Below are 26,450 nucleotides of genomic sequence, written 5' to 3' on the forward strand. Positions count from 1 at the left end.
GCCGCCCAGCGCAGTGTGACATTGCCGCGCACGCGTCGAACGTGCGCCGGTCCACGCCTCGGCAGATGCGCGTCATTGCATGTCGCGCTGGCTGGGAATCCGCACGGCGGGCCCGACCACCGCAGGGGGCTCGGGTGCAGCGTGTGCGTTGCTGCGGATCACCGCGCTGCTGCGGCGCGCACTTGCCAGCTACCGGATCACCCCGTTGTACGGCTCTCAGATCGCGGCATCACCGCCATGGCGGTGAACTCGCAGCGTCAACGCCGGCAACGCGGCATTTCTTATCTCAGCAGCCGCCAAGAGTGGGAGCGCGGCGGCACAGCCGGGGGCGAGACCACGTACCGGCATGCAGGCCGCCGCCGAGCCTTGTCTGTTCGGATTTCTGTCAGGCTGGGTGGGGAGAGCCGACGTGCTTGCAGCGCAGACCAGGCCTTGCAACACATCACTGGTCGCCACCGCCGCCTGAGCGTCTGGCATGCAGGCCATGCATGCCGATCCCGAATATCCAATCACTGATCCCGGCGACAACCGCATCGACAGCGGCTGCACGCAGGCATCGATTGCCGCCTTACAGCCGATATCGCTCCACCGCGTCCAGATGCGGCTGCGTGTCCTGATCGCAGGCTTCGGCCAGGCGTAACCAGCACATCGGATGCGGCCACTGCGCGGTTGCGGCAAGCAAGGCGCGGTGCAATTCCAGCGCAGCGACCGTTTCCGGCAAGGCCACCGTGAACAACACGCCGGGCAGGCCCGAACCCGCGTCTTCGGCATCGAACGCATCCGGCTGTTGCGGGTCGGTCACGCGGTAGTCGTCACGACTATGCAGCCACAGCGTCCAGCCACGCGCTTCGATGTCTTCGCGCAAGGCATCGATCGCCTGCTCGCCGGGATGCACGCCATCCACCAGCCAGCTGTTGCCGTAGCCGCCGGGCTGCAGCACATGCACTTGCGCATAGGTCGGCACGAAGCGCTCGCGCTCGGCCTCATCCTCCGGTGGCGGATAGAGCAATTCGGCATCGAACACGACCCAATCGCGGACATGCTGACGTCGATGGGCGGGGGCGTTTTCGACGATACGCGCAGTCACCGGGCCGGTGCGGCGGGCATAGTATTCGGCCATCTCGCCGTCGTCCACGCAACGTACGATCACCCAGCCCCAGTTTTCCTCGACCACGCCGCTGGTACTGCTCAGCTCCATCCCGATCGCCTGCGCCGACGCACGCACCGCATCCCAGTCCTGCGCAGCACTGGCGGCGGTCATGTGATCCCAGTACGCAGCGCGCGGTTCCTCCATCGACGCGATCAGCTGCTGCTGCACGGCGGCGGCCTCGGCAAACCGGCCGGTGTTGAGATACATGCGCGCCAGCAGGCCACGCGCGCCATGCGAGCCGGGCGACAGTTCCAGCAACGCGACGCAAGCCTGCTCCAACGCCGGCCAATCGGCCAGGCGCTGCGCCAGCTGGGCATCGCACCACAGCGCCGCCACCGGCACCAACGGACGATACAGCTGCGCCAGGCGCCGCATGCCGGCATCGTCGCCGCTGCCCAGCAGCAGGTTCATCAGCCGGAAGGTCGGGCTGGTTTCGCGATCGGCATGCCGTTGCACGAATGCCCACAGCAGCGTGATCGCTTCATCGTCCGCAGCGCAGGCGCTCAGGGCCGACGCGGTCGCATCCACCAGGTCGGCATCGTCCGGCTGCTCGGCCACTGCGTGCAGCAACCACTGCGCCTCACGCTCCGGGTCACGCACCACGTCGTCGGCCTGCCCGTCCAGCCATTCCAGCAATTGCGCGGTCGGCACCGGTGCCGGCTCGCCGGCCGGTGCGGTGTCGATGCGCACGGCCAAGCGCTCCAGCAACTGCGTCGCACCACGGTCCTGCTGCAACTTGGGCAGATGCGCACGCGCAAGCGCCAGATGCCGGCGCGCGGTCCAGACCGCGCCGCGCTGCAGTGCAAGGTCGATCGCCATCTCGGCGGTGTCGATCAGGATGCGGTGGGCACCAACCTGCGCGTAATGGTCGAGCATCACCTGCAAGCGGCTGCCCAGCAGCCAGTTGTTGCGCTCCGGTGCATGCGATACCAGCACCACCACCGCACGCAACCAATGCATACGATAACGCGGCGCGACCTCACGCCACGGCAGAAAGGCTTCCAGGGCTTCTTCGTCGCGATGGAGCAGCGCCAATGCGCGCGCCTTTTGCAGGCGACGCGGCTGACTGCAGTTGGCCCACTCGGCACCCTCGCGCGCGGCCTCGCGTTCGCGCTCTTCCACCAGCGCCAGCGCTTCTTCTGCGCGGCCGAGCGCCAGCAGGATCGAGATGCGCATGTCCGGCACACCGTCATAGATCTGGCCGCCGTGCGCAACGATGGTCTGCGCCTGCTGGTCCAGATAACTCAGCGCCGCCTCGCCGCGCCCGTCATCGAGCAGTGCGTCGGCCTTCTCGCAACTCAGGCACTGGAAGCACGACCAACTCGGGTCGATGCGGCCCAACGTTTCTTCGCAAACCTCGATGCGTTCCTGCACCCAGCCGGGACCGTCGATATTGGCGTAGCACGCGGCCAGATCCTGGGTGACGCATACCGATTGCGGGCACTCCACCGCATCGGCCCGGTGTGCGCGTTCGAACAACGCCACCGCATCGCCCAGCGCACGCTCGCCTTCGCACAGGTTGCCGACCCGGTTGCGCATTTCCCAATGCCCGACGAACACCTCCAGCCACGGATTGGCCAGCGTCTTGCCCAGCGCACGCGCTTCCGGCAGCAACGCTTCGGCGCGTTCGATCTGCAGATCGCAGATATGGTCGGTCAGGCGCGTCAGCAATTGCGCATTCTGCGGCTGGCCGGCCTGGCCGAGATCGTCCTGCAGCTTTTCTACCCAGTTCCAGATTTCCATGCGGTTGTTCCTTCGATGCAGCGCTCAGCGCGCCAGCAGTTGGGTCACGGCCTCGGCGAGATCGCCGAAGGCCTTGTTGAGATCGCCGCCACCGGATTCGCTGCCGCCGGGCTGCGGTTGCGTACGCCCCTGCGCCGACACGATCACCTTGAGCGAGCGCAGCAAGCGCGCCGCCACCGCCGCCTGCGCATTGCCGGCGCGCTGTGCGGCCAGCAACGCCTGCAGCGCCGGGTTATCCAGATTGAGATACAGCTGCTGGGTCTGGCGCGCCTCGATGCGTGCGGTGAACTGCCGCGCCAGACGCAACGCAGCGGTGGACACGCGCTTGTCGTTCTCGTCCTGCTCCAGGCGCCGTTTGAGTTCGGCCTCGCGGTCGGGCACCACCACCAGCGGCAACGCCTCCGGGCTGAAACGCGCCGGCACCAGCGCTTCGCCGTCGCCCAGGTGCTGTTCCAGCCAGGCCAGCTCGTCGGCCGGCAACGTGTCCAGCTGGAACAGCTGCCGGTTGCCTTGCTCGGTGCCCAGTTCGACCAGGCGCACGCCCTTGGCCTGCGCCCAACGACGCAGGAACGGCACCACCGCATAGCGGTTTCCGTAGGCCACCGGCACGCCCATCGCGCGGAACAGCATCTCTTCGAAGCCACCGTCGCTATCCAGGATCACGTGGACCGCGCCGCGTGCCGGCAACTGCTGCGCAGGCAGGTCGCCCTGCGAGGTCGGTACGCGTACATGCTCCATCAGCAACGCGAACAAGCGCTCGTCGCACAGCGCCGCGCCCAGCAATGCCTCGTTGTGGCGAAGCAGGATACGGCGCCACGCCTCGGGCTGCTGACGCGCCACATCGGCCAGACCCTGCACCAAGGCCTCGGACAGCGTGTGCTGCACCGAGCTGTAGGTCGTATCGCGCTGCAGATCCTCGCGGCTTGCGGTCGGCGTCAAACGATTGGATTCGATCACGCCACCGATGAAACCTGCCCACGGCGGCAGCAGTTCGCGCGCGTTGTCGTCCAGCAACATGCCGCGCAGGAACACCGACAGGTTGCGGTTGTCGCTGGTGCCGTAGGTCGCCCCATCCTGTACCCAGAGCAAGCCGACCGCGTCGCTGTCCTCTCCCGCATGCACCGGCATGCAGCACAGCGGTTCGAAGTTGCGCTCGAAGCGCGCAGCGAACTCGCGTTGACGGCGCCAGGCCTGCACCGGATGCAACGGCACCGCATCGTTGACGCGCCACGGCGGCGGCTCGGGATTGATGGGCTGTGTATCGGCGCCGATCCAGATCGGCTCGCGCAGCAACGCGCAATAACGCGACAGGATCTCGCGCAGCCGCCCTTCCTGGGCCAGCGACAGATAGTCGTTGTGCAGTTCCAGCACCACCTCGGTGCCGACCTGCGCGCGCGCGGCGATCGGGGTCACCGTGTACTGTTCGGCATTGCTGGAGACGTAGCAATGACCCAGCGTTGGCGTCTGGTAGGAAGTAGTGCGCACGGTGACGCGGCGGGCCAGCACGAAGGCCGACAGAAAGCCCAGGCCGAACATCCCGATCAGGCCGCTGTCCTCATGCCCGCCCTGACGCAGCCCGCGCGTATAGCCCACGCCCACGGTGGCCAGGTAGTCGTGGATTTCCTGCTGGGTCAGCCCGGCGCCGGTATCGACGATCCGCACGGTGCCCTGGGCGGGGTCGGCATGCACGTCGATGCGTGCCTGGTCCTGCCAGTCAGGCTGTTCCAGCCGGCGACGCAGGATCGAATCGTGTGCGTTTTGCACCAGTTCGCGCAGCGCGACCACCGGGGTGGAATACAGGTGTTTGCTGAGCACGGACATCAGCCCGTTGAGATCGACGCCAGCGCGGCGGATCTGGGAGGCGTCCGTCGCCTCGAAGGTGTGATCTTGCATGATCTTGTCGTTTCCTTGGCGGCCACGCCCGTCCTCGGACGTGCCTTCCTGGGTGGCAATGCGAGCCGGAGAGCATAGCCGCAAGGCCTCTCACACGCACGCTTGCACCACCGCTGCGCTTGCACTGCGTACAGCCCAAAACTGCTATGTCAGCGCATCGGAAACAACCCGTCACGGCCCCCGTCCCCCCCGGGCCGTGACGTGCAGCGCAGCGCTCAGCGCTGCAAGGTTTGCATCGGTGCTTCGTTGAAATGCTGGCGATAGCCCTTGGCCAACGCCGAACGGCTACCCACGCCCCAGCGACTCGCCGCCTGCAGCACACTGCCGCATCCACCCTCGGCCAGCAGCTCGTCGCGGATACTCTGCATCCGGTACCGCCGCAGCACCTGAGTCGGCGACAGACCGGTGGCGGACTTGAACGCCTGCTGCAACGCGCGTCCGGTGACGCCAACCTGTGCGGCCACTTCGTTGATCGACAGATCCGAGCGATGCGCGTTGGCGATCATGTAGGTGTAGGCACGCCGGTACTTGGCCGGCAGGCGCGCGGAGATATCGTCGCTGACATGCGACGGCGTGCCGCTTTCGAGCAAGCGCGGCGCCTGCACCTCGCTACGCAGGCATTGCACTGCGCCCAACGCGTAGCGGTTGTACAGCAACAGCGCCTGCTCGGTCTTGCCCAACGCCTGGCTGATCTTGGCCTGGCAGTATTCGAACTCCAGATTCCAGCGTGGCGCGTGATGCCGGCCGGCGCCTGCCAGCGCACGCTCGGCCAGATCGGCCCGCCCCACCGCCAGCGCCGCCAGCGCCAACTCCACCTGCGCATCCTGCCGGGCGCACGGCGGGCAACCGGTCGCTGCGGCCGGCAACGCATCGATCTGCGCATCGAAACCGAAGGTGTCGCCGCCGGCAATGCGCAGCAGGTTGCGCACATGCCGCATGCGTTGCGCGAGCACCGGCATGCTCTCGGCAAGATCGGCAATGCAGGCGCGCAGCTCGTTGGGCTCGAACGCATGCACCGCCTCTTCCTGGCGCAGCGTGGCCTGCCAGAACACGTGATCGCTCATGCGCTCGCTGCGACGGATACGCAGTTGCGCAAGCATGTCCAGGCGCAGTGCGGTGGCGATGCGCAGCCATTCGGTGGCACCACTATCCAGCTCGCCAAGCGCTTCATGCGCGCGCTCCAGGGTTTGCAACGCGAGCGTGCTCTGGCCCAGATGGAAATGCGTCAACGCCATGCCGAGCAGGCTTTCGCCGCACAGGCAGGCCGGTGTTTGCCGGTCCATCGCCAGCTGCACGAAGCAGTTCAGCGCAGCACTCAAGCGCCGCTGACTCAGCATCAGCCAGGCGGTGTTGCGACACGACAACAGGCGTAGTTGTCGCTGATGGCCCCGCATCGCCTTCAAGGCTTGGCGATACGCATCTTCGGCATCTTCCTGATATTCGAGGATCAACAGCGCATCGCCACTGGCGCCGAGCAGGCTGACTTCATCCTCGGCAGCATCCTGCGCTATCTGCCCGTCCCGGCGTTGTTGAAGATGTTGCAGACCTTGCGGCCAGGCACCAACCAGCATCCTGCTTGTGTAGGTAGGAAGACGGTCTGCGTACGACAACGCAGAGATCGCCGAAAAATAGGTTGAAAGGATCATGCCGGGCTCTCTCGTAGGGATGAGCTAAAAAAACAACAAATGCGCCGAACCTGCTGGCGCAAACGATTGTATGCAGCGCATCCAACGGAATTTCTTACTCGCAGGCATCAAGAAATTCAAAAAACCTCACTCTGTTCCGCAGTGCCCGCGCGGTGCATTCCGCATATGCAGAGCACTTCTGGCATACCGCCAACGGTGTCGTGGACAGGACATCGCAAGCCAGGCGAAGACGCACGCAAGACAGCGCCGCAGGCAACACGGCCTTATTTGCAGCCGTGCGATGTCCCAGAACGCCCGGCAGCCCAAGGCATTGGCGCGTGCCATCGCATGTCTCGGCGATGGCCGCGTGGTCGCTCCGGTTGGTGCGATGCAATGATTGCGACGCCACCGCAGTGCACCGACAAACGATCGACATATTCCATCCGCACCGCCTGCAATATACCAATCGTCATAGGTCGACCTCGATCTGCGCGATTAAGTGCGCAAATTCAGCCAGGCCATACGCAGCCCGAAATGTCGTAATCCCGTTATTTGAAGCCGGTGCGTGCAGGCGATGTCGGAACTTTGTTAGGACTATATGAGCGCGCGCTAAAGCCAGCCCTCGCAAACCCGAAGAAAAGTCCGCAGCAGTGAAACTTTGCAGCTTTGCAATGGTACATACCATTGCTCCGATCTGGGTCGGATTCCCCTGGTAGCAGAACGGTATGGCAATGCGCTCATCGAGATATGCAGAATTCCTTGTGGCCACCGCTGACGGCGATAGACACCAAACGTCCACGGGCGGCGTGCGCTGCTGCGGGAAGGCCGGCTGATGCACGGCAATCCTCCCGGCAAGCAAGGGTCTGCTTTCCTGTTGACGCAGGACGCGCTTCTGGCATCGCAGGTCAATGCCAGCCTCGGATCGCTGGCGCCGATGTTTGCGGTGTTTTCCGACGAGCTGGAGCTTCTGCGTTCGCTGCGGCACTCGCCGTGCGAGCTGCTGGTGTTCGATGCGACCTGTGTCGCCTCCAATGACAGCTCGTTACTGGCCTGGCAGCGCTGCCACTGCGGCCAGCCCACCCCCTTGATCGTGCTGGGGCGTTTCGATTGCGCCGACGACATCCTGGCCTGGTACCGCGCCGGCGCACACGATGTGCTCGCCCTGCCGTTCAATCCACACGAGTTGCATGTGCGTGCAGCGCTGGCGCTTTCGCCTGCAGCCCAGGCATGCCCTGAATCCCGGCAACTCAGTGTCGGCCCCTATCAATTGATCCGCGAGGACAACACCGTCTACCTGCATGGCAAGCCGATTGCCTTGACCGCGCGCGAATTTTCGATCGCCTGGCTGCTGTTTTCCAGCCCTGGCGTGTGCTTTCGTCGCTGCCAGTTGGCCAAGGCGGTATGGGGCAGCCACACCGAATTTACCGACCGCACCATGGAACAGCACATCTACAAGCTGCGCAAGAAACTGCAGCTAAGCAGTCACAGCAGTGCGGTGCGTATCCGAACCATCTATTCGCACGGCTACAAACTGGAGCTGGCCTTGCAGGACAAGGAGACATCGGCACCTGGCAAGGCAGGAAACCCGGCAATCGTCCATCATGCCGCCGCCTGCTGACCAAGCGAGCGCGGAGCAGAACGCCTGGAGAGAACCGCAGCACGGCTGCGTGCCCGTTGCGGCACATCGATGAGGTGTCAATTGGCGGTACGGCAGCAATCGGCTCCGATCAGGAGCGATATCCCTCAACGCTGACCGTCGCCCACCTCTTCGCTCGCAAAGCCATGCCGCATAAACGACAACGGCGCAGGAATCGACCTGCGCCGTCGTGCGATCGATTGGTGCGGAACCGTTACTGCTTGGGGTTCTCGCCGTACTCGTTCGGGCCTGGCGTGCCTTCCATGCACATGAACACCAGCACGATCAAAGCGCCGACGCAAGGCACCAGGTTGATCAGGTAGAACCAGCCAGACTTACCCTGGTCATGGAAGCGACGCACGGTCACCGCAATGGCCGGCACGATCAATGCCAGGCCAACGATCACCATGACGGCAAGCACCAGCCACGCCACCACGCCCGGACCATTGTCGCCGCCCATCAACGCCGCTGCGATGGCGAAAATGCCACCCAGCACCAGAAAAATGATCGCCTGCAACAACGCGAACATCCAGTATTCCTTGCGACGCGAGCGACCAGTGAAGTCGGCATAGCGCTTGAGCGGCAGCAACATCCATTCCATTGTGATTCTCCTGAAAACGGGGCGTGAGCGGTCTCTGTGATCCGCTGCACAGCGCAACGGGCCGCGCATGGTGCCATAGCGGCAGCGCGGTGAAAACGTTTTCTGCGGGGAAAAACGTAGATCGCCGGGTGCTATCCGATAAACGGCCTGCGACCAGTCAGCCCAAGCAAGCACCGCAGCTGGGCGGGCCGGGCCCACCCGCAGCACCCAGACCTGGCGCGACGGCAACGACCGGCTGCCCCTTGCCCGCGCATACCCCGCGCCATCCCAAGCTCAATCGGCCGCCGCCTCCAGGGCCTGGCTCAAACGCTCCACCGCGACGATCTCCATGCCCTTGATGCTGGTGGTCTTGGGTGCGTTGGCCTTGGGCACGATCGCACGCTTGAAGCCATGCGTGGCCGCTTCCTTCAATCGGTCCTCGCCGTTGGGAACGGGACGGATTTCGCCGGACAACCCGACCTCGCCAAACGCGATCGTCTTCTCGGACAATGGCCGGTCGCGCAGCGACGACAGCACCGCCAGCAGCACCGGCAGATCGGCAGCGGTTTCCTGCACACGGATGCCGCCGACCACGTTGACGAACACGTCCTGATCGCCCACCACGATGCCGCCATGGCGATGCAGCACCGCTAGCAACATCGCCAACCGGTTCTGTTCCAGGCCCACCGCGACACGACGCGGATTGGACAGCGGCGAGGCATCCACCAGCGCCTGCACCTCCACCATCAGCGGCCGGGTGCCTTCGCGGGTGACCATCACGCAACTGCCGGGCTGCTGCGTGCTCCCGCCAGAAAGGAAGATCGCCGACGGGTTGGAGACCTCCTTGAGGCCCTTCTCGCCCATCGCGAACACGCCCAGCTCGTTGACCGCACCGAAGCGGTTCTTGAACGCGCGCAACAGCCGGAACCGGCTACCGCTCTCGCCTTCGAAATACAGCACCGCGTCGACCATGTGTTCCAGCACGCGCGGCCCCGCGATGCCGCCTTCCTTGGTCACATGGCCGACCAGAAACACCGCCGTGCCGGTTTCCTTGGCATAACGCACCAGCCGCGCGGCGCTCTCGCGCACCTGGCTCACCGAGCCCGGCGCTGCGGTCAACGACTCGGTCCACAGCGTCTGTACCGAGTCGGCCACGATCAGCTTCGGCCGCGCCACGCTGGCGTGCTGCAGGATGTTTTCGATGCCGGTTTCGGCCAGCGCATTCAAGCCGTCCAACGGCAGATCCAGCCGCACCGCACGCCCGGCCACCTGCGCCAGCGATTCCTCGCCGGTCACGTACAACACCGGCAGCGTGCTGGCCATGCTCGCCAGCGCCTGCAACAACAGCGTCGACTTGCCGATGCCGGGGTCGCCGCCGATCAACACCACCGCACCTTCGACCAGCCCACCGCCCAGCACCCGATCGAACTCGCCGATGCCGGTGGACACGCGTGCCTGCTCGGACTGCTGCACGTCCTTGAGCGCGGTGATCTTGGGTGCCTCGGTCTTGCCGGCCCAGCCGCTACGCCGCGATGCCGCCGGCGAAGCCTTGCCGCCGGGCGTGGCGCTTTCCAGCACGATTTCGCTGAGCGTATTCCACACCCCGCATTCGGTGCATTGCCCTTGCCACTTGGTGTACTCGGCGCCGCACTCGCCGCAGACATAGGCCGTTTTCGCCTTCGCCATCGTCATCTAGCCACTTGTTTCCGGAGCCACAGCATAGTCGCCGGCGGTCTCAGGATGCGCGACGCGGGCTTGGGAATCGGGAATCGGGAATCGGGAATCGGCCAGGCTGACGGCACTGACGGATGGCATGCAACTGCAACATTCCACCACGGCGTTCTGCGTGGGACATATCGCCGGCGTCGAACACCTAGATCGCGTATTGGATCTCGATCGATCCGTCTGCACCGGTGCCGACGAAAACCAACGTCTGGAGCTGCATGATCGATCGCAACCGGTCATGCCGCTCCGGGTGTTGCCACTGCCCGCTCGCACACCTGCAAGCGGGCAACCGCGACTCAACGCGCCTTGTACAACTCGCTCAAGCGATCCGGCTTGCCGGGAATGCGCTCAAGATGTGGATACAGCAGACCGCCGTGGTAATCGATGCGCACGGTGTCGTAACGATCCAGGCGCTTGACCAGCAGTTCGATCGGTGCGGTGGTGCCCTTGGCCGCCTTGACCGCGTCCTTGATCACCTCACTACTGAAGGCCCGTCCGTTGACCGCCACAATCGTGTTGCCGGCGATCAGGCCAGCGTTGAATGCAGGGCTGTCCCACAGCACTTCGTTGATTTCACCCGAGCTCTCCAGCGACACGCCCAGCGACAGGCCGAGGCTGACGTCGTTCTCGTTGCTTTCGTAGGTCTTGGTGGCCAGGTTCGGCTCGTCGTTGTAGACCAGCTTCCAGCCATTGGCTTCGATACCGCCGTTCAACGAGCCGTGGCCGTCCATCCGGCTGCGCAACAGGCTCGCCCAGTCGTAGGCAGCGATGCCGTTGAGCGTGGCGACGATGTCGTCGAAGGTGTACGGATTGACGTCCCAATCGCCGTTCTTCATGCCGAAGAAAGCCTTGCCGAAATCGTCGATGGAGCGCTTGTTGTTGGTCAGCGCGCGCAACTTGCTGTCCACTTCCAGCCACATCATCTGGCCGCCGGAGTAATAGTCTTCGGCCATCTGATAGCTGCGATACGCCTTGGGCCGGCGCATCGACATGGTCGGGTCGTTGGTGGTGTCCTGCACGGTGCGCCAGGCCATGCCGGGGCGCCCGCGCTCGTAGGTCGCCGCCACGCCGGCCAGCATGTCGCGCGCCTGCTCCTGCGTCCACAGGCCCGAACGCGCGGCCATCACTTCGCCCCAGAACTGGGTCTGGCCTTCGTACAACCACAGCAGGCTGTCGCCCATCGGCACATTGAAATTGGGCGTCGCCAGATCCGCGCCGCGGCGGTACTTGCCGTTCCAGGAATGGTTGAACTCGTGTGCGAGCAGGTCGCGGCCGGTCCAGCTCTTGTCCCACTCGGTGAAGTAGTTCGGCGGGCCGCTATTCTCGCTGGAACGGTGATGCTCCAGGCCGATGCCGCCCAGCTTCTTGGTCAGCGCCAGCAGGAATTCGTAATGATCGAAATGGCGCGCGCCATACAGTTTGTCCATCTGCTGCACCAGCGACGCATGTGCCTTGATCTGTTCGGGCTTGGCCTCCAGCGACTTGGCCTCGTCGGCGAACACGTTGAGGTAGACCGGCTGCTTGCCGCCGCTCAACTCCACGCGCTTGTAGTACTTGCCGGCGAACATCGGCGAGTCGACCAGGTCGTCGAAATCGATCGGCTTGAAGGTCACCGTGTCGCCGACGCGACGGTCGGTTTCCAGCGCGGTGGCATAGCTCCAGCCGGCCGGCAGCGTGACGCTGGCCTGCGCCTTGATGTTGCGTACGAACACGCCGGCCGGATACAGCGCGGTGGTGTTCCACTGCAGGTTGAGCATCTCCGGGGTCATCATCACCCGGCCCTGGTTGGGGGCCTGCGGCGAGAGAAACTTGAACTCGGCCACCAGCTCGGTGGCGCCCTGCGGCACGTCCACGGTGAAGGCGTACACATCGAACTGGTCGCGCTTCCACGGCACCACCTTGCCATCGACCTTGATCACCAGCCCGGCGAGCTTGTCGATCGGCCCGGTCGGCGAATGGTTGCCGGGAATCCACTGCGGATACAGCAGCGTCATCGGGCCCGGCTTGGCCGGCATGGTGGTCTTGACCTTGAAGATGCGGTGCGCCAGGTCGGTGGCGTCGACGTCGATCTTCACGGTGCCGTCGAACGGCACATCCTGCGGTGGTGCGGTTTGTGCGGCGGCAGGCAACGACAGCGCCGCCAGCAGCGACAAGGACAGGACGGTGGGGATCTTCATTGCAACTCCGCGGTGACCTGGAAACAGGCAAGTCCCCGATGCTAAGCGCCCGCCAGCACTTCCCCGTATGCCATTGGTCATGCCACAGGCGAATTCATGCGCAAAAAAAAGCCGCCAATGACTTGGCGGCCTTGTTTAACCCAGCATGCGTCGATCCGACGTGCCGCGATCCGGCACTGCGCGGTGTCAATGCATCATGTTGACGTTCATGTTGTGCAGCACCCACAGCGAACCGACGATCACGATGCCGATGATCAGCAGCGAGAACAGGCCCACCTGTACGTTGGAGCGCTGCTCGGGCGAGCGATCCATGTGCAGGAAGTACACCATGTGCACCAGCATCTGCACGGCGGCCATCACCGAGATCACGATGACGGTGACGCCCTTGGAGAACGCCCCGCTCATTACCATCGCAAACGGGATGACGGTGAGGACCACGGCCATCACAAAGCCGATCAGATAGGACTTCAAGCCGCCGGCATGTGCGTCGGTGGCGGTTTCATGCGCGTGGTGATTGGCCATTACAGCGCTCCCAGCAGATAGACGACGGTGAACACACCGATCCAGATGATGTCCAGGAAGTGCCAGAACAGGCTCAGGCAGGCCAGACGCGTGCTGTTGCGCGCAGTCAGGCCGTTCTTGGAGATCTGGATCACCAGCACCGCCATCCACAACAGACCGGAGGCGACGTGCAGGCCGTGCGTGCCCACCAGGGTGAAGAAGGCCGACAGGAACGCGCTGCGCCCCGGGCCGGCACCTTCATGGATCAAGTGGTTGAACTCGTAGACTTCCATGCACAGGAAGCCGATACCCAACAGTGCAGTGACCGCCAGCCAGCCGTACAGGCCACCCATCTTGCGCTTGTGCGCGGCGATCATCGCAAAGCCGAAGCTCAGGCTGCTGAACAACAGCAGGAAGGTTTCCACCAGCACGAACTTCAGGTCGAACAACTCCTTGGCGGTCGGTCCGTCCACCGTGGCGCCGGAGAGCACCGCATAGGTGGCGAACAGACCGGCGAACAGCAGGCAGTCGCTCATCAGGTAGACCCAGAACCCGAAGACGGTGTTGCCACCGGCGTCGTGATGCTCGTGGTCGTCGTGGCCGCCCGCGTGGGCGGCGTGGTCAAGCGTGGTCGAAGAAGACATGGTCATACCACCTTCGCGGCCTGCGCCGCCTGTTGCTGTTCGAGCAGGGCAAAGCGCGCGTTTTCGATGCGCTCCACTTCGTCGGCCGGCACCCAGTAATCGATGTCGTCATCGAAGGTGCGGGCGATGAAGCTGCCGATCATGCCGACCAGGCCAATGATGGCCAGCCACCAGATGTGCCAGATCAGACCGAAGCCCAACAGCACGCTGAAGGCACCGATATAGACACCTGCGCCGGTATTGCGCGGCATGTGGATGGCTTCGTACTTGGACGGACGCACCCAGCCCTTGCCGTTCTGCTTGTCGCCCCAGAACTGATCGCGGTCATCGATGTGCGGCAGCACGGCGAAGTTGTAGAACGGCGGCGGCGAAGAGGTTGCCCACTCCAGCGTACGGCCATCCCACGGATCGCCCGTGTAGTCCATGTGCTCCTTGCGCTTCCACACGCTGTAACCGATCTGCACCAGATTCAGGAAGATGCCCATGCCGATGATCGCAGCACCCACCGCAGCGACATACAGCCACGGCGCCCACTCGGGGTGGTTGTAGGTGTTCATGCGACGGGTCATGCCCATGAAGCCGAGCACGTACAGCGGCATGAAGGCCACGAAGAAGCCGATGATCCAGCACCAGAACGAGGCCTTGCCGATCTTCTCGTTGAGCTTGAAGCCGAACGCCTTCGGGAACCAGTAGGTCAGACCTGCCAGGTACCCGAACACCACGCCGCCGATGATGACGTTATGGAAGTGCGCGATCAGGAACAGGCTGTTGTGCAGCACGAAGTCCACGGCCGGGATCGCCAGCATCACGCCGGTCATGCCGCCGATGGTGAAGGTGATGATGAAGCCGATCGTCCACAGCACCGGCGAGGTCATGTGCACACGACCGCGGAACATGGTGAACAGCCAGTTGAAGATCTTCACGCCGGTCGGGATCGAGATGATCATCGTCGTGATGCCGAAGAAGGCATTGACGTTGGCACCCGAGCCCATGGTGAAGAAGTGGTGCAACCACACCACGAACGACAGCACGCCGATGCACGAAGTGGCGTAGACCATCGAGGTGTAGCCGAACAACCGCTTGCGGCTGTAGGTGGCGATCAACTCGGAGAAGATGCCGAACGCCGGCAGGATCAGGATATAGACTTCCGGGTGGCCCCAGATCCAGATCAGGTTGACGTACATCATGGCGTTGCCGCCACCGTCATTGGTGAAGAAGTGCGTGCCCAGGTAACGGTCGGCACCCAGCAGCGCCAACGCCACGGTCAGGATCGGGAACGCGGCAATGATCAGGATGTTGGTGATCAACGCGGTCCAGGTGAAGATCGGCATGCGCATCAGGGTCATGCCCGGCGCGCGCATCCGCATGATCGTCACGAAGAAGTTGATGCCGGTCAGCAACGTACCCAAGCCTGAGACCTGCAACGCCCAGATGTAGTAATCGACGCCGACCCCCGGACTGTATTCCAGCCCCGACAACGGCGGATACGCCAGCCAGCCGGTCTGCGCGAATTCACCGACACCCAGCGAGATGTTGATCAGCGCCGCACCGGCCACGAACAGCCAGAAGCTCAGCGAGTTCAGGAACGGGAACGCCACGTCGCGCGCGCCGATCTGCAGCGGCACGATCAGGTTCAACAACCCGGTCATGAACGGCATGGCCATGAAGAAGATCATGATCACGCCGTGCGCGGTAAAGATCTGGTCGTAGTGATGCGGTGGCAGCACACCTTCGCCGCCGTTACCCGCCAGCGCCTGCTGGGTGCGCATCATCGCCGCATCGGCAAAGCCGCGCAGCAGCATGACCAGCGCCACGATGATGTACATCACACCGATGCGCTTGTGATCCACCGAGGTGAACCACTCGTTCCACAGGTAGCCCCACAGCTTGTACTTGGTGATGGCGCCCGCGATGAGCAGGCCGAGCAGGCCGGCGCCACCGAGAGCGACCATGATGATCGGCTCGTGGTACGGAACCGCCTCGATCGTAAGTTTGCCTAGCATCACTTGTCTCCAGAAGTGCACATGGCGACCGGCTCTGCAGCCGATGCCTGATGGTCGCCATGGCCTTTGCTATGGCCCGGACCATTCATGTATTTGTCGACGAGCGAGCGGAACATGCCGTCCTGCACCGACGAGTAGTAGGTGACCGGATACTGTTCCTTGTCGTTGCGATTGGCGGCCAGCACCTGGTACTCGGCGGCATTCAACGCGGTCGGCGATGCCTTGACCTTGGCCACCCATGCATCGAAGCCGGCCTGATCGACGGCGTGCGCCTTGAAGCTCATCTTCGAAAACCCATGACCGCTGTAGTTGGTCGACAGGCCGAAGTATTCGCCGGGCTCGTCGGCGACCAGATGCAGCTTGGTTTCCATGCCGGCCATCGCGTAGATCATCGTTCCCAGATGCGGAATGAAGAACGAGTTCATCACCGTGTCGGAGGTGATCTTGAAGTTCAGCGGCGTGTGCACCGGAAAGGCGATTTCGTTGACCGTGGCAATGTTCTGGTCCGGGTAGATGAACATCCACTTCCAGTCGAGCGACACCGCTTCGATGGTGATCGGCTTGACGTCCGAATCCAGCGGCCGGTACGGGTCCAGCGCGTGCGAGGAGCGCCAGGTCAGCACGGCCAGCACCAGGATGATCACGCACGGGATCGACCACACCACCACTTCGATGGCGGTGGAGTGCGACCAATCCGGCTCGTAGCGCGCTTTCGTGTTGGACGCGCGGTATTTCCACGCGAACGCAATCGTCATCACGATCACCGGGATGACCACGATCAGCATCAGCACCACCGAGGTGATCAGCAGTTGCTTCTCGTCGTGGCCGATCTGGCCTTTCGGATTGAGGATGGCCGAGTTGCAGCCTGCCAACAGCAGGAACGGCAGCATCAGGCCTGGACGAAGTACACGCCCGAGATGTTTCAACGGAATCATCGGTCGATCCAAGTGCGGAGGAACGCCAGCCTCGTTCGTCGTATCCGTTGGGGGACGTGTCCGCCGGTGCGCTTCGTGAGGGAAGGCGCCGTGCAGACCGAAGACACGGGTTAGCTCCCTAATTTTAGACTTTGCTGCACCTGCACGAAACCCATCGACACTGATCTGCCGCAATTAATGCGCGCAAAAGTATGCGACATGTTGTCGCAGCGCAGCGTGGCGCCGGAAATACGTCGCTGCAGGCGTCGATTGCGACCAGCGCAATACGCAGTGCATTGGGCGCGCATCCCCCGCCTGCGCGGGCATCCGCCCAAAACGCAACTGGGCCGACCAATGGCCGACCCAGTGTTGAAGCGATGGTGCCGGAAATAGGAATCGAACCTACGACCTACGCATTACGAATGCGCCGCTCTACCAACTGAGCTATTCCGGCGAGCCGTGAATTGTAGGAGCGCAGCCGGCTTCCGGTCAATCGCCGGCAGCGACGAGCGGGCATTGAAAGCCAAGGCGCTGGGTTGCGACCGACCCAACCTGGTCAGCTGCAGCCATGCACCACCACCAAGTACCCACCGACTCGATGCCCCTCAACCAGCGGCGCGCGCCTTCAGCTAACCAGCCGCAGCCGCAGTTCCTTGGGCAGTGCGAACACCATCGATTCCGGCTCGCCCTCCAGTTCGGACACGCCCTGTGCGCCCAACTCGCGCAACCGGGCCAGCACGCCATCGACCAGCACCTGCGGCGCCGAGGCGCCGGCGGTCAGGCCGATATGCTGCTTGCCGACGATCCAGGCCGGATCGATCTCGCCGGCATTGTCGATCAGATAGGACTCCACCCCGTCGCGCCGGGCCAGCTCGCTGAGGCGGTTGGAGTTGGAGCTGTTGGGCGAACCGACCACCAACACCAGGTCGCACTGGCGCGCCAGATCGCGCACCGCGTCCTGGCGGTTCTGGGTGGCGTAGCAGATATCGTCGTGGCGCGGCCCCTGCATCGCCGGGAAACGCGTCCGCAATGCCTCGATGATGCCCATGGTGTCGTCCACCGACAGCGTGGTCTGGGTGGTGTAGGCAAGGTTGTCGGGCTGACGGATCTGCAGCGTGGCGACCTGCTCGATGTCTTCGACCAGATAGATCGTGCCCGGGCCGCGCTCGCGGCTCCACTGCCCCATCGTGCCTTCCACTTCCGGGTGTCCGGCATGGCCGATCAGCACCACGTCGCGGCCGGCCCGGCAATGCCGCGCCACCTCGAAATGCACCTTGGTCACCAGCGGGCAGGTGGCGTCGAACACCTTGAGCCCACGGCGCTCGGCTTCCTGACGCACCGCCTGCGAGACGCCATGTGCGCTGAAGATCACCGTAGCGTTGTCGGGCACCTCGTCCAGTTCTTCGACGAAGATCGCGCCGCGCTGCTTGAGGTCATCGACCACGAAGCGGTTGTGCACGACTTCATGGCGCACGTAGATCGGCGCGCCCAGCGTTTCGATCGCGCGCTTGACGATCTCGATCGCGCGGTCGACACCGGCACAGAAACCACGGGGATTGGCGAGCAGGACATCCATGACAGGCATTCTACGGGAATGGGGAAAGAGGGGTCGGATCAGGCGGCGGGTATCGGCACCCAGGCTTCAGCGTCGATTCCTAGTGACGAGTGCCCGATTCCCGCTTGCCGCCCTTGTCGAACAACCCGAACAGGGCAATCCCGATGGCGCCGCCCACGATCGCCGAGTCGGCGATGTTGAACGACGGCCAGGTGTGGCTGCCGATGTACCACTGGATGAAATCGACCACGTGGCCGTGCATCAGGCGGTCGATCACGTTGCCGATCGCCCCGCCGATCACCAGCGCATATGGCACCGCGCTGCGCCATTCGCCGCGCGCAGTGCGCGACAGCCAGAACGCCAGCAGGCCGCTGATACCCACCGCCAGTGCGGTGAAGAACCACAGCTGCCAGCCGCCGGCATCGCTCAGGAAGCTGAAGGCTGCGCCGGTGTTGTAGGTGCGGTACCAGTTCCAGAAGCCGTCGATCACCGGCACCGGCGTGTATTCGGGCAGGCTGGACAGCACCCAGGCCTTGCTCCACTGGTCCAGCCCGACCACGACGGCCGATAGCACGAGCCAGATCAAGGCGGAGGGTTTGGGGCGTTGACTCATGTCGAAAGATCGCAGTTGGGGTGGCTTCTCCTGCGAAGGAGAAGATGCCTGGATGGCAGAGCAGACGTGGCGATGAGACGTACAAGCATGGCATGGGCGACGAATCCATCCGCGGCCCTGCTGCTGCCGCGTGCGGACGCTTCAGCAAGCGAGCGTCCGCAGCTGAGCATCGAGCGCAGCAACGTGACAGCGCGCTGCTGGCGGCGGCAGCAAAACCCGCCACGCCATGCAGCTGGTTCACACCGCTGGAGCGGCAACGCGTGGCGGACATTTCCCGCCACGCGCGGTCAATAACCCCACATCAGAACCAGCGACGCTGCTCGCCCGGGCCTTCGAGATTGCTGACGCAGCGGCTGCACAGTTCCGGATGGCGCGGATCGCTGCCCACGCTGGCCTGGTGGTGCCAGCAACGCACGCACTTGGCCTTGGTGGTCGGCTGCGCGCTGACGAAGATGTCGTCGGTGCTGGCCGCGGTCACGGTGACATCGCCGCTGATGAACAGGAAGCGCAATTCCTCTCCCAGCGGCTGCCAGCGCGCAGCGGTCTGCGCATCGACGGCGATGGTGATTTCCGCTTCCAGCGCCGCGCCGATCGCGCCATTGGCACGCATCGGCTCCAGCACCTTGGCCACCTGCTCGCGCAAGGCCAGCAGCTTGTCGAAGTCGGCGCTGGTCAGCGCGGCATCGGCCGGCAACGGCGCCAGGCAGTCGTACCAAGTGGCGAACAGCACGTTGTCGGTGTGCTTGCCCGGCAGATACCCCCAAAGTTCTTCGGCGGTGAAGCTCAACACCGGCGCGATCCAGCGTACGAACGCCTCGGCCACGTGATACATCGCGCTCTGCGCCGAACGGCGGCCGCGCGCATCCTCGGCCATCGTGTACAGGCGGTCCTTGGTCACGTCCAGATACAGCGACCCCAGGTCCACGCTGCAGAAATTCAGCAGCGCCTGCACGATCTCGGCGAAGTCGTAGCGCGCATACGCGGCGACGATCTTTTCCTGCAACTCATGCGCGCGATGCACGATCCAGCGGTCCAGCAGCACCATGTCGTCGAGCGCTACCAGATGCTGCAGCGGGTCGAAGCCATGCAGGTTGCCGAGCAGGAAGCGCGCGGTGTTGCGCAGGCGGCGATACGCATCGGCATTGCGCTTGAGAATCTCCTGCGACAACGACATTTCGTTGCTGTAGTCGGCCGACGCGATCCACAGGCGCAGGATGTCCGCGCCGAGGGTCTTCATGATCTCCTGCGGCTCGATGCCGTTGCCGGACGACTTGGACATCTTGCGGCCATGCTCGTCCACGGTGAAGCCGTGGGTCAGGCACTGTTTGTACGGCGCCGCCTTGTCCATCGCCACGCCGCTCAGCAGCGAGGACTGGAACCAGCCGCGATGCTGGTCGGAGCCTTCCAGGTACAGGTCGGCCGGCTTGGGCAGGCCGCGGTCCACCAACACTGTTTCGTGCGTCACGCCGGAGTCGAACCACACATCCAGGATGTCGGTGATCTTGTCGTAATCGGCCGCCTCATCGCCCAGCAGTTCGGCCGCATCCAGCGTGTACCACACGTCCACACCGCCCAGTTCCACCCGGTCGGCCACCTGGCGCAGCAACTCGGTGCTGCGCGGATGCGGCTCGCCGGTTTCACGATGCACGAACAAGGCGATCGGCACGCCCCAGGTGCGCTGGCGCGAGATGGTCCAGTCCGGGCGACCCTCGACCATGCCGGCGATGCGCGCCTGGCCCCAGGCCGGGTACCAGGTCACCTGCTCGATGGCCTTGAGCGCATCGGCGCGCAGGTTGGCCTGCTCCATCGAGATGAACCACTGCGGCGTGGCGCGGAACGCGATCGGCGTCTTGTGGCGCCAGCAATGCGGGTAGCTGTGCTCCATCTTGCTGGCAGCCAGCAACACGCCGGTATCGCGCAGCGCGTCGATGATGACGTCGTTGGCTTTCCAGATATGCAGCCCGGCCAGCACGGTGTCGCCCAGCGGCGGCGTGGAGGGCAGATACACGCCACGCCCGTCCACCGGATTGATCTGCGCTGCGGTGTAGCGCTCCAACAGGCCGTACTGCTTGGAGACCTGGTAGTCCTCCTGGCCATGACCGGGCGCGGTATGCACGGCACCGGTGCCTTCTTCGGCCGAGACATGTTCGCCCAGCAGCAGCGGGATCTCGCGCTCGGCATAGAACGGGTGATCGAGCAGCATCTGGTCCAGCACGGCGCCCTTGGCATGGCCATGCACTACCACTCCATCCACGCCGTAGCGCGCCAGCACCCTGGCCGCCAAGGCTTCGGCCACCACCAGCCAGCGTGGCTGGCCACGGTCGGCCGGCCCTTCGACCAGCACGTAATCGAGCTCCGCACCCAGGCTCACCGCCAGCGATGCCGGCAGCGTCCACGGCGTGGTGGTCCAGATCGGCACCGCCACGCTGGTGCCGGCCGGCAGACTGGCGCCGAACGCGGCAGCCACGGCCCCCGGATCGCGCGCCGGATAGGCCACATCCACGGTCGGCGAGACCTTGTCGGCGTATTCGATCTCGGCCTCGGCCAGCGCCGAGCCGCAATCGAAGCACCAATGCACCGGCTTGACGCCGCGGGTCAGGTGGCCGTTGTCCACCACCTTGGCCAGCGCGCGGATTTCGTTGGCTTCGAAGCGGAAGTCCAGCGTCTTGTACGGATTGTCCCAATCGCCGATCACGCCCAGGCGCTTGAAGTCGCGCCGTTGCAGATCGATCTGCTCGGTCGCGTATTCGCGGCACTTCTGGCGGAACTCGGCGGCATCGAGCTTGACCCCGACCTTGCCGTACTTCTTTTCGATCGCAATCTCGATCGGCAGGCCGTGGCAGTCCCAGCCCGGGATGTACGGCGCATCGAAGCCAGCCAGATACTTCGACTTGACGATGATGTCCTTGAGGATCTTGTTGACCGCATGACCCAGGTGGATCTGGCCGTTTGCATACGGCGGGCCGTCGTGCAGCACGAACAGCGGGCGCCCTGCCGCGTTGGCGCGCAGCTGCGCGTACAGCCCCTCGCGCTCCCAGCGGTCCAGCATCGCCGGCTCGCGCTTGGGCAGGTCGCCGCGCATCGGGAATTCCGTCGCGGGCAGATGGAGCGTGGCTTTGTAGTCTTGGGTCACAGGTCTCTACCGTTGCGCTGCGTGAGGTGATGTACGGGGATGTTGCGAGGGAGTGGCATCGACGGCGTCCGGGTCTGCCGAGCGGCGCGAAGCACTGCCGTGTTGTCCCTCGCTGGAAACACCGACGGAGCGAGCAACGTCCGCATCGGCAGGCAATCGCGAGGGACTCGCCTTGAGCACGGCGCGCGCCTGCTCGGCGTCGCGGTGCATCTGCACGGTCAACGCATCGAGCCCGTCGAACTTTTCTTCGTCGCGCAGCTTGGCGACGAATTCGACTTCGATATGCCGGCCATACAGATCGCCCTGGAAATCGAACAGGTGCGCTTCCAGCAACGGCTCCACGCCGGCCACGGTGGGTCGGGTGCCAAAGCTCGACACCGACGGCCATGGCCGCTCGGCCACGCCATGCACCCAGGTCGCGTAGATGCCCGATAGCGCAGGCGTGCGCGGAAAACGCAGATTCGCAGTCGGATAACCCAGCGTGCGCCCCAGTTGTTTGCCGCGCACCACCCGCCCGCCGATCGCATACGGGCGGCCGAGCAGTTCGCCGGCATGCACGAACTCGCCGATGCCCAGCAGCTCGCGGATGCGCGTGGCAGAAATCCGTTCGCCATGCAGGTGCACTGGGGTGATTTCGCCAGCCACAAATCCATGCTGCTCACCCAACGCACGCAGCAAGGCGATATCGCCACCACGCCGATGGCCGAAACGGAACTCGGGGCCGATCCACACCTCTTTGGCGCACAGCCGACCGACCAGCGCCAGCCGTACGAAGTCTTCGGCGCTCATTGCCGACAAGCGGCCATCGAAACGGATCATGCCCACGCTGTCGGCACCGAAACGGTGCAACCCTTCGACCTTGGCGCGGGCCAGGGTCAGGCGCGGCGGCGGCGCGGCCGGGGCAAAAAACTCGCGCGGCAGCGGCTCGAAACTCACCGCCACCGCCGGCACGCCCAGCGCGCGCGCGCGCGCGACCGCGTGCTGCACCAACGTCCGATGCCCCAGGTGCAGGCCATCGAAGGCGCCGATGCAGACTACGCTTCCGTGCGGGAACAGGGTCCCGCCCTCGACGTCTCTAAACAGCCTGCTCATTCCTCGATCCAAACAGATGCCGGCCTGTCAGCCGACCCTCGTTGATGCATAACCCGCAAGTATAGCCGTGCCTGTCAATGTGCATGGGCGCGGCCCCAGGCCGGTGCCGCACTGCTGCGTCCCGGAAGCGGGCAGGCGATTGCGCGGCTCCCCGGCCCGGCATCGGCCCCCTCCGTGCGTGACGGATGGCGCCGCACCCGCTCAGCCGCTCGGCGGGCGACTAGCCCTCGCGCAGATGCCGCGGCCGCAATCCCAGTGCCAGTTGCGCCACCAGATAGGTCGCCCCACCGCTGCCGACCAGCACCGCCAGCCAGCCGATGCGGTCCCACTTATCCATCACGGTGAACGATGGCAGCCACCACAGCAGACCCAACAGCACTATTGCCATGGCCGCACACGCCAGCAGCAGACGGGCCGCATAGCTGCCCCAACCCGGCCGCCGCTGATACACGCCGGACTTGCCCAGCCAGTACCACAGCAAACCCAGGTTGAGATAACTCGACAGCGCACTGGCAATGCCCAGCGCCAGATGCAGACCCGGCTGCTTGCCCAGCGCCTGCATCACGCCCTGCGCCTTGAGCTCCGGCGGCACCATGATCTGGTAGACCACCGCCAGCAGCGCGAAGTTGAAGACCATGTTGGCGATCAGCGCTGCCACGCCCGCGCGCACCGGGGTGCGGGTGTCCTGGCGGGCATAGAACGCCGGCAGCACCACCTTGAGCATGGCGTAGGCCGGCAGGCCGAAACTCAGGCCGTAGACCGACATTGCGGTCATGCGCGTCTCGAACGCGGTGAACTGACCGTACTGGAACAACGTCGCCACCAGCGGTTCGGCCAGCAACAGCAATCCGAGCATCGCCGGCATCGCGATCAATAGCGTGGTGCGAAAGCCCCAATCCAGCGCGCCGGAAAACGCGCTGCGGTCGGTCTTGACGTGATGGCGCGCCAGCGCCGGCAGGATCACCGTGCCCAGCGCTATCCCGAACACGCCCAGCGGCAGTTCCAGGAACCGGTCGGCCAGCGACAACCACGACTGCGAGCCATCGGCCAGCCGCGCGGCGATCACCGTGTCCAACAGCAGGTTGATCTGCGCTACCGATGAGCCGAACAGGGTCGGCACCATCAGGGTCAGCACCTTGCGCACGCCCGGATGTCGCCAGCCCCAGCGCGGCAGGATCAGCAGGTTGATCCCTTTCAGCGAAGGCAGCTGGAACAGCAACTGCAGCATGCCCGCCGCCAGCACCGCCCAGCCCAGTGCGAGGATCTGCTTCTCGGGAGTTCCGCCCAGCCGCGGCGCCAGCCACAAGGCCCCGGCGATCATGCACAGGTTGAGGATCACCGGGGTCAGCGCCGGCATGGCGAACTTCTGGAAACTGTTCAGTGCCCCGCCGGCCAGCGCGGTCAGCGAGACGAACAGCAGGAACGGGAAGGTCAGACGGAACAGGTCCACCAGCAGGCCATGCTTGGCCGGGTCGGTATCGACGCCGCTGGAGAACAGCGTGGCCAGCTGCGGCGCAAAGATCAGCGCCAGCGCAGTGACCAGCAGCAGCACTCCTCCGAGGGTACCGGCCACGCGCGACATCAGTTCGCGCAGATCGTCATGCGGCCGGGTTTCCTTGACCTCGGTGAACACCGGCACGAAGGCGGTGGCGAAGGACCCTTCGGCAAACAGCCGACGCAGGAAATTGGGGACCCGGAAGGCCGTCCAGAACGCATCGGTCAGCGCATTGGTGCCGAAGGTGGTGGTGATGACCTGGTCGCGCACCAGCCCCAACACCCGCGACACCATGGTCATGCTGCTAAATGAGAGCAGGCTTCTCAACATGCCGGGCTTGCTCACGCTGTATCCCTCTTGACAACTGACTTGACGTACATAACTAAGTCCATCATACTTTCCCGCTTGCTTTTTCCACCATACCGATTTTTCAGGAACCCACCACCGTGGCCAATATCAAGTCCGCCAAGAAGCGCGCCAAGCAGACCGTCGTGCGCAATGAGCGCAACACCGGCCAGCGTTCGATGCTGCGCACCGCCGTCAAGAAGGTGATCAAGGCCCTTGACGCCAACGATGCTGCAGGCGCCGAAGCCGCTTTCGCCGTTGCCCAGCCCATCCTCGACCGTTTCAGTGCCCGTGGCCTGATTCACAAGAACAAGGCTGCGCGTCACAAGAGCCGCCTGACCGCTCGCATCAAGGCCATCAAGGCCGCGTAAGCGAGCCGTGTTGGCACCACCGCAGGCCTGGCTTGCGGTGGCATAGAAAAACCCGGCCTCGGCCGGGTTTTTTATGTGCCTGCGCATGCGCTCAGCCGGCATTGCGCGCCTCGAGCTCGTCCTCGCGCTGGCGGTCGAAGAATGCCATGACGTCCTTCATGATCGGGAAGGTGCCATCGCGACCCAGCGCCGAAACCAGATACCACGGTGCGGTCCAGCCGAGTTCGGCCACGATGGTCTCGGCTGCGGCGCGCGCCTCGTCCTCGAACATCAGGTCGGCCTTGTTGAGCACCAGCCAGCGTGGCTTTTTCAGCAGTTCGGGATCGTGCCGTTCCAGCTCGCGCTCGATGGTGCGCACCTGATCCACCGGCGACACGTCCACACCGCCGTCCATCGGCGAAATATCCACCAAATGCAGCAGCAGACGGGTGCGCTGCAGATGGCGCAGAAACTGCGTGCCCAGCCCGGCGCCGTCGGCAGCACCTTCGATCAGGCCCGGCACGTCGGCGATGACGAAGCTGCGATAGGCCTCGACGCTGACCACGCCCAGATTCGGATACAAGGTGGTGAACGGGTAATCGGCCACCTTCGGCGTGGCCGAAGACACCGCGCGGATCAAGGTGCTCTTGCCCGCATTGGGGAAGCCCAACAGGCCGACATCGGCCAGCAGCTTCAGCTCCAGCTTGAGCAGACGCTCCTCGCCTTCTTCACCGGTGGTGGACTGGCGCGGCGCACGGTTGACCGAGCTCTTGAAATGCATGTTGCCCAGGCCGCCCTTGCCGCCTTTGGCCACCAGCAGACGATCGCCATGCTGGGTCAGGTCGCCGATGATCTCGTCGGTCTGCACGTTCATCACCACGGTGCCGACCGGCACCACGATGATGCGGTCTTCGCCACCCTTGCCATAGGCCTGACGCCCCATGCCGTTCTCGCCGCGCTGCGCCTTGAAGGTGCGCTCATGCCGGAAGTCGACCAGCGTGTTGACGTTCTCGTCGGACACGATCCACACGCTGCCGCCACTGCCGCCATCACCACCGTCGGGACCACCCAGCGGGATGAACTTCTCGCGGCGAAAGCCGACACAGCCATTGCCGCCATTACCGGCGGTGACCAGGATTTCTGCTTCGTCGACTAACTTCATGGGCTTGCAACCGGGAATGGGGAATAGGGAATGGGGAATCGGCCAGCAAAAGCGGCGGATTCCTGCCGGCGAAAACACCCGCCAGCACGGCTGTAGAAAAACGCGATGGGACGC

At 64.4% G+C, this 26,450-nt stretch carries 18 protein-coding genes and 1 tRNA gene; 2 read left to right on the forward strand and 17 right to left on the reverse strand.

From position 1 onward, the window contains the following. Window positions 1–568: 568 nt before the first annotated feature. The 3 genes from GGR62_RS15265 to GGR62_RS15275 form a co-directional block, all read right to left on the reverse strand. Window positions 569–2,893 carry a hypothetical protein gene (locus GGR62_RS15265; protein WP_184408707.1) on the reverse strand — a complete coding sequence of 775 codons (2,325 nt, stop codon included), beginning with the start codon at window positions 2,891–2,893 and terminating at the stop codon, window positions 569–571. A gap of 24 nt (window positions 2,894–2,917) precedes the next feature. After that, window positions 2,918–4,786: an ATP-binding protein gene (locus tag GGR62_RS15270; protein ID WP_184408708.1), complete on the reverse strand. Its 1,869-nt coding sequence runs from the start codon at window positions 4,784–4,786 to the stop codon at window positions 2,918–2,920. Window positions 4,787–5,001: 215 nt separating this feature from the next. Beyond that, the gene (locus GGR62_RS15275; protein ID WP_184408761.1) at window positions 5,002–6,357 is read right to left on the reverse strand and encodes a helix-turn-helix transcriptional regulator; all 1,356 of its coding nucleotides are present in this window, start codon (window positions 6,355–6,357) and stop codon (window positions 5,002–5,004) included. Window positions 6,358–7,243: 886 nt separating this feature from the next. On the opposite strand from GGR62_RS15275, the gene GGR62_RS15280 reads away from it, so the two are divergent. Continuing rightward, entirely contained in the window at window positions 7,244–8,029 is a 786-nt protein-coding gene (locus tag GGR62_RS15280; protein ID WP_184408709.1) for a response regulator transcription factor, read from the forward strand. 232 nt (window positions 8,030–8,261) lie between these two features. Here the strand turns inward: GGR62_RS15280 and GGR62_RS15285 are convergent, their stop codons facing one another. The 13 genes from GGR62_RS15285 to murJ form a co-directional block, all read right to left on the reverse strand. Continuing rightward, on the reverse strand, window positions 8,262–8,648 hold the full coding sequence (locus GGR62_RS15285) for a DUF805 domain-containing protein (protein WP_184408710.1): 387 nt from the start codon (window positions 8,646–8,648) through the stop codon (window positions 8,262–8,264). Window positions 8,649–8,921: 273 nt separating this feature from the next. Then, window positions 8,922–10,313 (reverse strand): DNA repair protein RadA, encoded by a 1,392-nt coding sequence (radA, locus tag GGR62_RS15290; RefSeq protein ID WP_184408762.1) that lies wholly within the window; start codon window positions 10,311–10,313, stop codon window positions 8,922–8,924. 335 nt (window positions 10,314–10,648) lie between these two features. Then, window positions 10,649–12,529 carry a tetratricopeptide repeat protein gene (locus GGR62_RS15295; RefSeq protein WP_184408711.1) on the reverse strand — a complete coding sequence of 627 codons (1,881 nt, stop codon included), beginning with the start codon at window positions 12,527–12,529 and terminating at the stop codon, window positions 10,649–10,651. 186 nt (window positions 12,530–12,715) lie between these two features. Next, window positions 12,716–13,051, reverse strand: a complete 336-nt coding sequence (cyoD, locus tag GGR62_RS15300) for a cytochrome o ubiquinol oxidase subunit IV (RefSeq protein ID WP_184408712.1) — start codon at window positions 13,049–13,051, stop codon at window positions 12,716–12,718. Next, window positions 13,051–13,680, reverse strand: a complete 630-nt coding sequence (cyoC, locus tag GGR62_RS15305; protein WP_184408713.1) for a cytochrome o ubiquinol oxidase subunit III — start codon at window positions 13,678–13,680, stop codon at window positions 13,051–13,053. Before cyoC ends, cyoD begins: the two co-directional genes overlap by 1 nt. After that, a complete protein-coding gene (gene cyoB, locus GGR62_RS15310) occupies window positions 13,677–15,677 on the reverse strand; it encodes a cytochrome o ubiquinol oxidase subunit I (RefSeq protein ID WP_184408714.1) in 2,001 nt (666 codons plus the stop codon). Before cyoB ends, cyoC begins: the two co-directional genes overlap by 4 nt. Further along, entirely contained in the window at window positions 15,677–16,612 is a 936-nt protein-coding gene (gene cyoA, locus GGR62_RS15315; RefSeq protein ID WP_184408715.1) for a ubiquinol oxidase subunit II, read from the reverse strand. Before cyoA ends, cyoB begins: the two co-directional genes overlap by 1 nt. Window positions 16,613–16,969: 357 nt before the next feature. Beyond that, a tRNA-Thr gene (locus GGR62_RS15320) sits at window positions 16,970–17,045 on the reverse strand. A gap of 171 nt (window positions 17,046–17,216) precedes the next feature. Further along, window positions 17,217–18,167: a 4-hydroxy-3-methylbut-2-enyl diphosphate reductase gene (ispH, locus tag GGR62_RS15325; protein ID WP_184408716.1), complete on the reverse strand. Its 951-nt coding sequence runs from the start codon at window positions 18,165–18,167 to the stop codon at window positions 17,217–17,219. A 79-nt stretch (window positions 18,168–18,246) separates the two neighbouring features. Further along, window positions 18,247–18,759: a signal peptidase II gene (lspA, locus tag GGR62_RS15330; RefSeq protein WP_184408717.1), complete on the reverse strand. Its 513-nt coding sequence runs from the start codon at window positions 18,757–18,759 to the stop codon at window positions 18,247–18,249. Window positions 18,760–19,060: 301 nt separating this feature from the next. Further along, entirely contained in the window at window positions 19,061–21,892 is a 2,832-nt protein-coding gene (gene ileS, locus GGR62_RS15335; RefSeq protein WP_184408718.1) for an isoleucine--tRNA ligase, read from the reverse strand. A gap of 6 nt (window positions 21,893–21,898) precedes the next feature. Beyond that, window positions 21,899–22,984 carry a bifunctional riboflavin kinase/FAD synthetase gene (locus GGR62_RS15340; RefSeq protein WP_184408719.1) on the reverse strand — a complete coding sequence of 362 codons (1,086 nt, stop codon included), beginning with the start codon at window positions 22,982–22,984 and terminating at the stop codon, window positions 21,899–21,901. Between the two features lie 220 nt (window positions 22,985–23,204). Next, a complete protein-coding gene (gene murJ, locus GGR62_RS15345; RefSeq protein WP_184408720.1) occupies window positions 23,205–24,809 on the reverse strand; it encodes a murein biosynthesis integral membrane protein MurJ in 1,605 nt (534 codons plus the stop codon). A 116-nt stretch (window positions 24,810–24,925) separates the two neighbouring features. Here murJ and rpsT point away from each other — a divergent pair, with 116 nt between their 5' ends. Beyond that, the gene (rpsT, locus tag GGR62_RS15350) at window positions 24,926–25,195 is read left to right on the forward strand and encodes a 30S ribosomal protein S20 (protein ID WP_002807888.1); all 270 of its coding nucleotides are present in this window, start codon (window positions 24,926–24,928) and stop codon (window positions 25,193–25,195) included. Between the two features lie 91 nt (window positions 25,196–25,286). Here rpsT and obgE read toward each other — a convergent pair whose 3' ends face one another. After that, window positions 25,287–26,336 (reverse strand): GTPase ObgE, encoded by a 1,050-nt coding sequence (gene obgE / locus GGR62_RS15355; RefSeq protein ID WP_184408721.1) that lies wholly within the window; start codon window positions 26,334–26,336, stop codon window positions 25,287–25,289. Window positions 26,337–26,450: the final 114 nt, after the last annotated feature.

The organism is Xanthomonas sp. 3075 (assembly GCF_014197275.1).
Classification (GTDB): Bacteria; Pseudomonadota; Gammaproteobacteria; order Xanthomonadales; family Xanthomonadaceae; genus Xanthomonas; species Xanthomonas campestris_B.

Excerpts from the sequence above, each read along its gene's own strand:
- GGR62_RS15265 (WP_184408707.1), bottom strand. The coding sequence starts at position 2,893 with ATGGAAATCTGGAACTGGGTAGAAAAGCTGCAGGACGATCTCGGCCAG.
- GGR62_RS15270 (WP_184408708.1), bottom strand. The coding sequence starts at position 4,786 with ATGCAAGATCACACCTTCGAGGCGACGGACGCCTCCCAGATCCGCCGC.
- GGR62_RS15275 (WP_184408761.1), bottom strand. The coding sequence starts at position 6,357 with ATGCTGGTTGGTGCCTGGCCGCAAGGTCTGCAACATCTTCAACAACGC.
- GGR62_RS15280 (WP_184408709.1), top strand. The coding sequence starts at position 7,244 with ATGCACGGCAATCCTCCCGGCAAGCAAGGGTCTGCTTTCCTGTTGACG.
- GGR62_RS15285 (WP_184408710.1), bottom strand. The coding sequence starts at position 8,648 with ATGGAATGGATGTTGCTGCCGCTCAAGCGCTATGCCGACTTCACTGGT.
- radA (WP_184408762.1), bottom strand. The coding sequence starts at position 10,313 with ATGGCGAAGGCGAAAACGGCCTATGTCTGCGGCGAGTGCGGCGCCGAG.
- GGR62_RS15295 (WP_184408711.1), bottom strand. The coding sequence starts at position 12,529 with ATGAAGATCCCCACCGTCCTGTCCTTGTCGCTGCTGGCGGCGCTGTCG.
- cyoD (WP_184408712.1), bottom strand. The coding sequence starts at position 13,051 with ATGGCCAATCACCACGCGCATGAAACCGCCACCGACGCACATGCCGGC.
- cyoC (WP_184408713.1), bottom strand. The coding sequence starts at position 13,680 with ATGACCATGTCTTCTTCGACCACGCTTGACCACGCCGCCCACGCGGGC.
- cyoB (WP_184408714.1), bottom strand. The coding sequence starts at position 15,677 with ATGCTAGGCAAACTTACGATCGAGGCGGTTCCGTACCACGAGCCGATC.
- cyoA (WP_184408715.1), bottom strand. The coding sequence starts at position 16,612 with ATGATTCCGTTGAAACATCTCGGGCGTGTACTTCGTCCAGGCCTGATG.
- ispH (WP_184408716.1), bottom strand. The coding sequence starts at position 18,167 with ATGGATGTCCTGCTCGCCAATCCCCGTGGTTTCTGTGCCGGTGTCGAC.
- lspA (WP_184408717.1), bottom strand. The coding sequence starts at position 18,759 with ATGAGTCAACGCCCCAAACCCTCCGCCTTGATCTGGCTCGTGCTATCG.
- GGR62_RS15340 (WP_184408719.1), bottom strand. The coding sequence starts at position 22,984 with ATGAGCAGGCTGTTTAGAGACGTCGAGGGCGGGACCCTGTTCCCGCAC.
- murJ (WP_184408720.1), bottom strand. The coding sequence starts at position 24,809 with ATGTTGAGAAGCCTGCTCTCATTTAGCAGCATGACCATGGTGTCGCGG.
- obgE (WP_184408721.1), bottom strand. The coding sequence starts at position 26,336 with ATGAAGTTAGTCGACGAAGCAGAAATCCTGGTCACCGCCGGTAATGGC.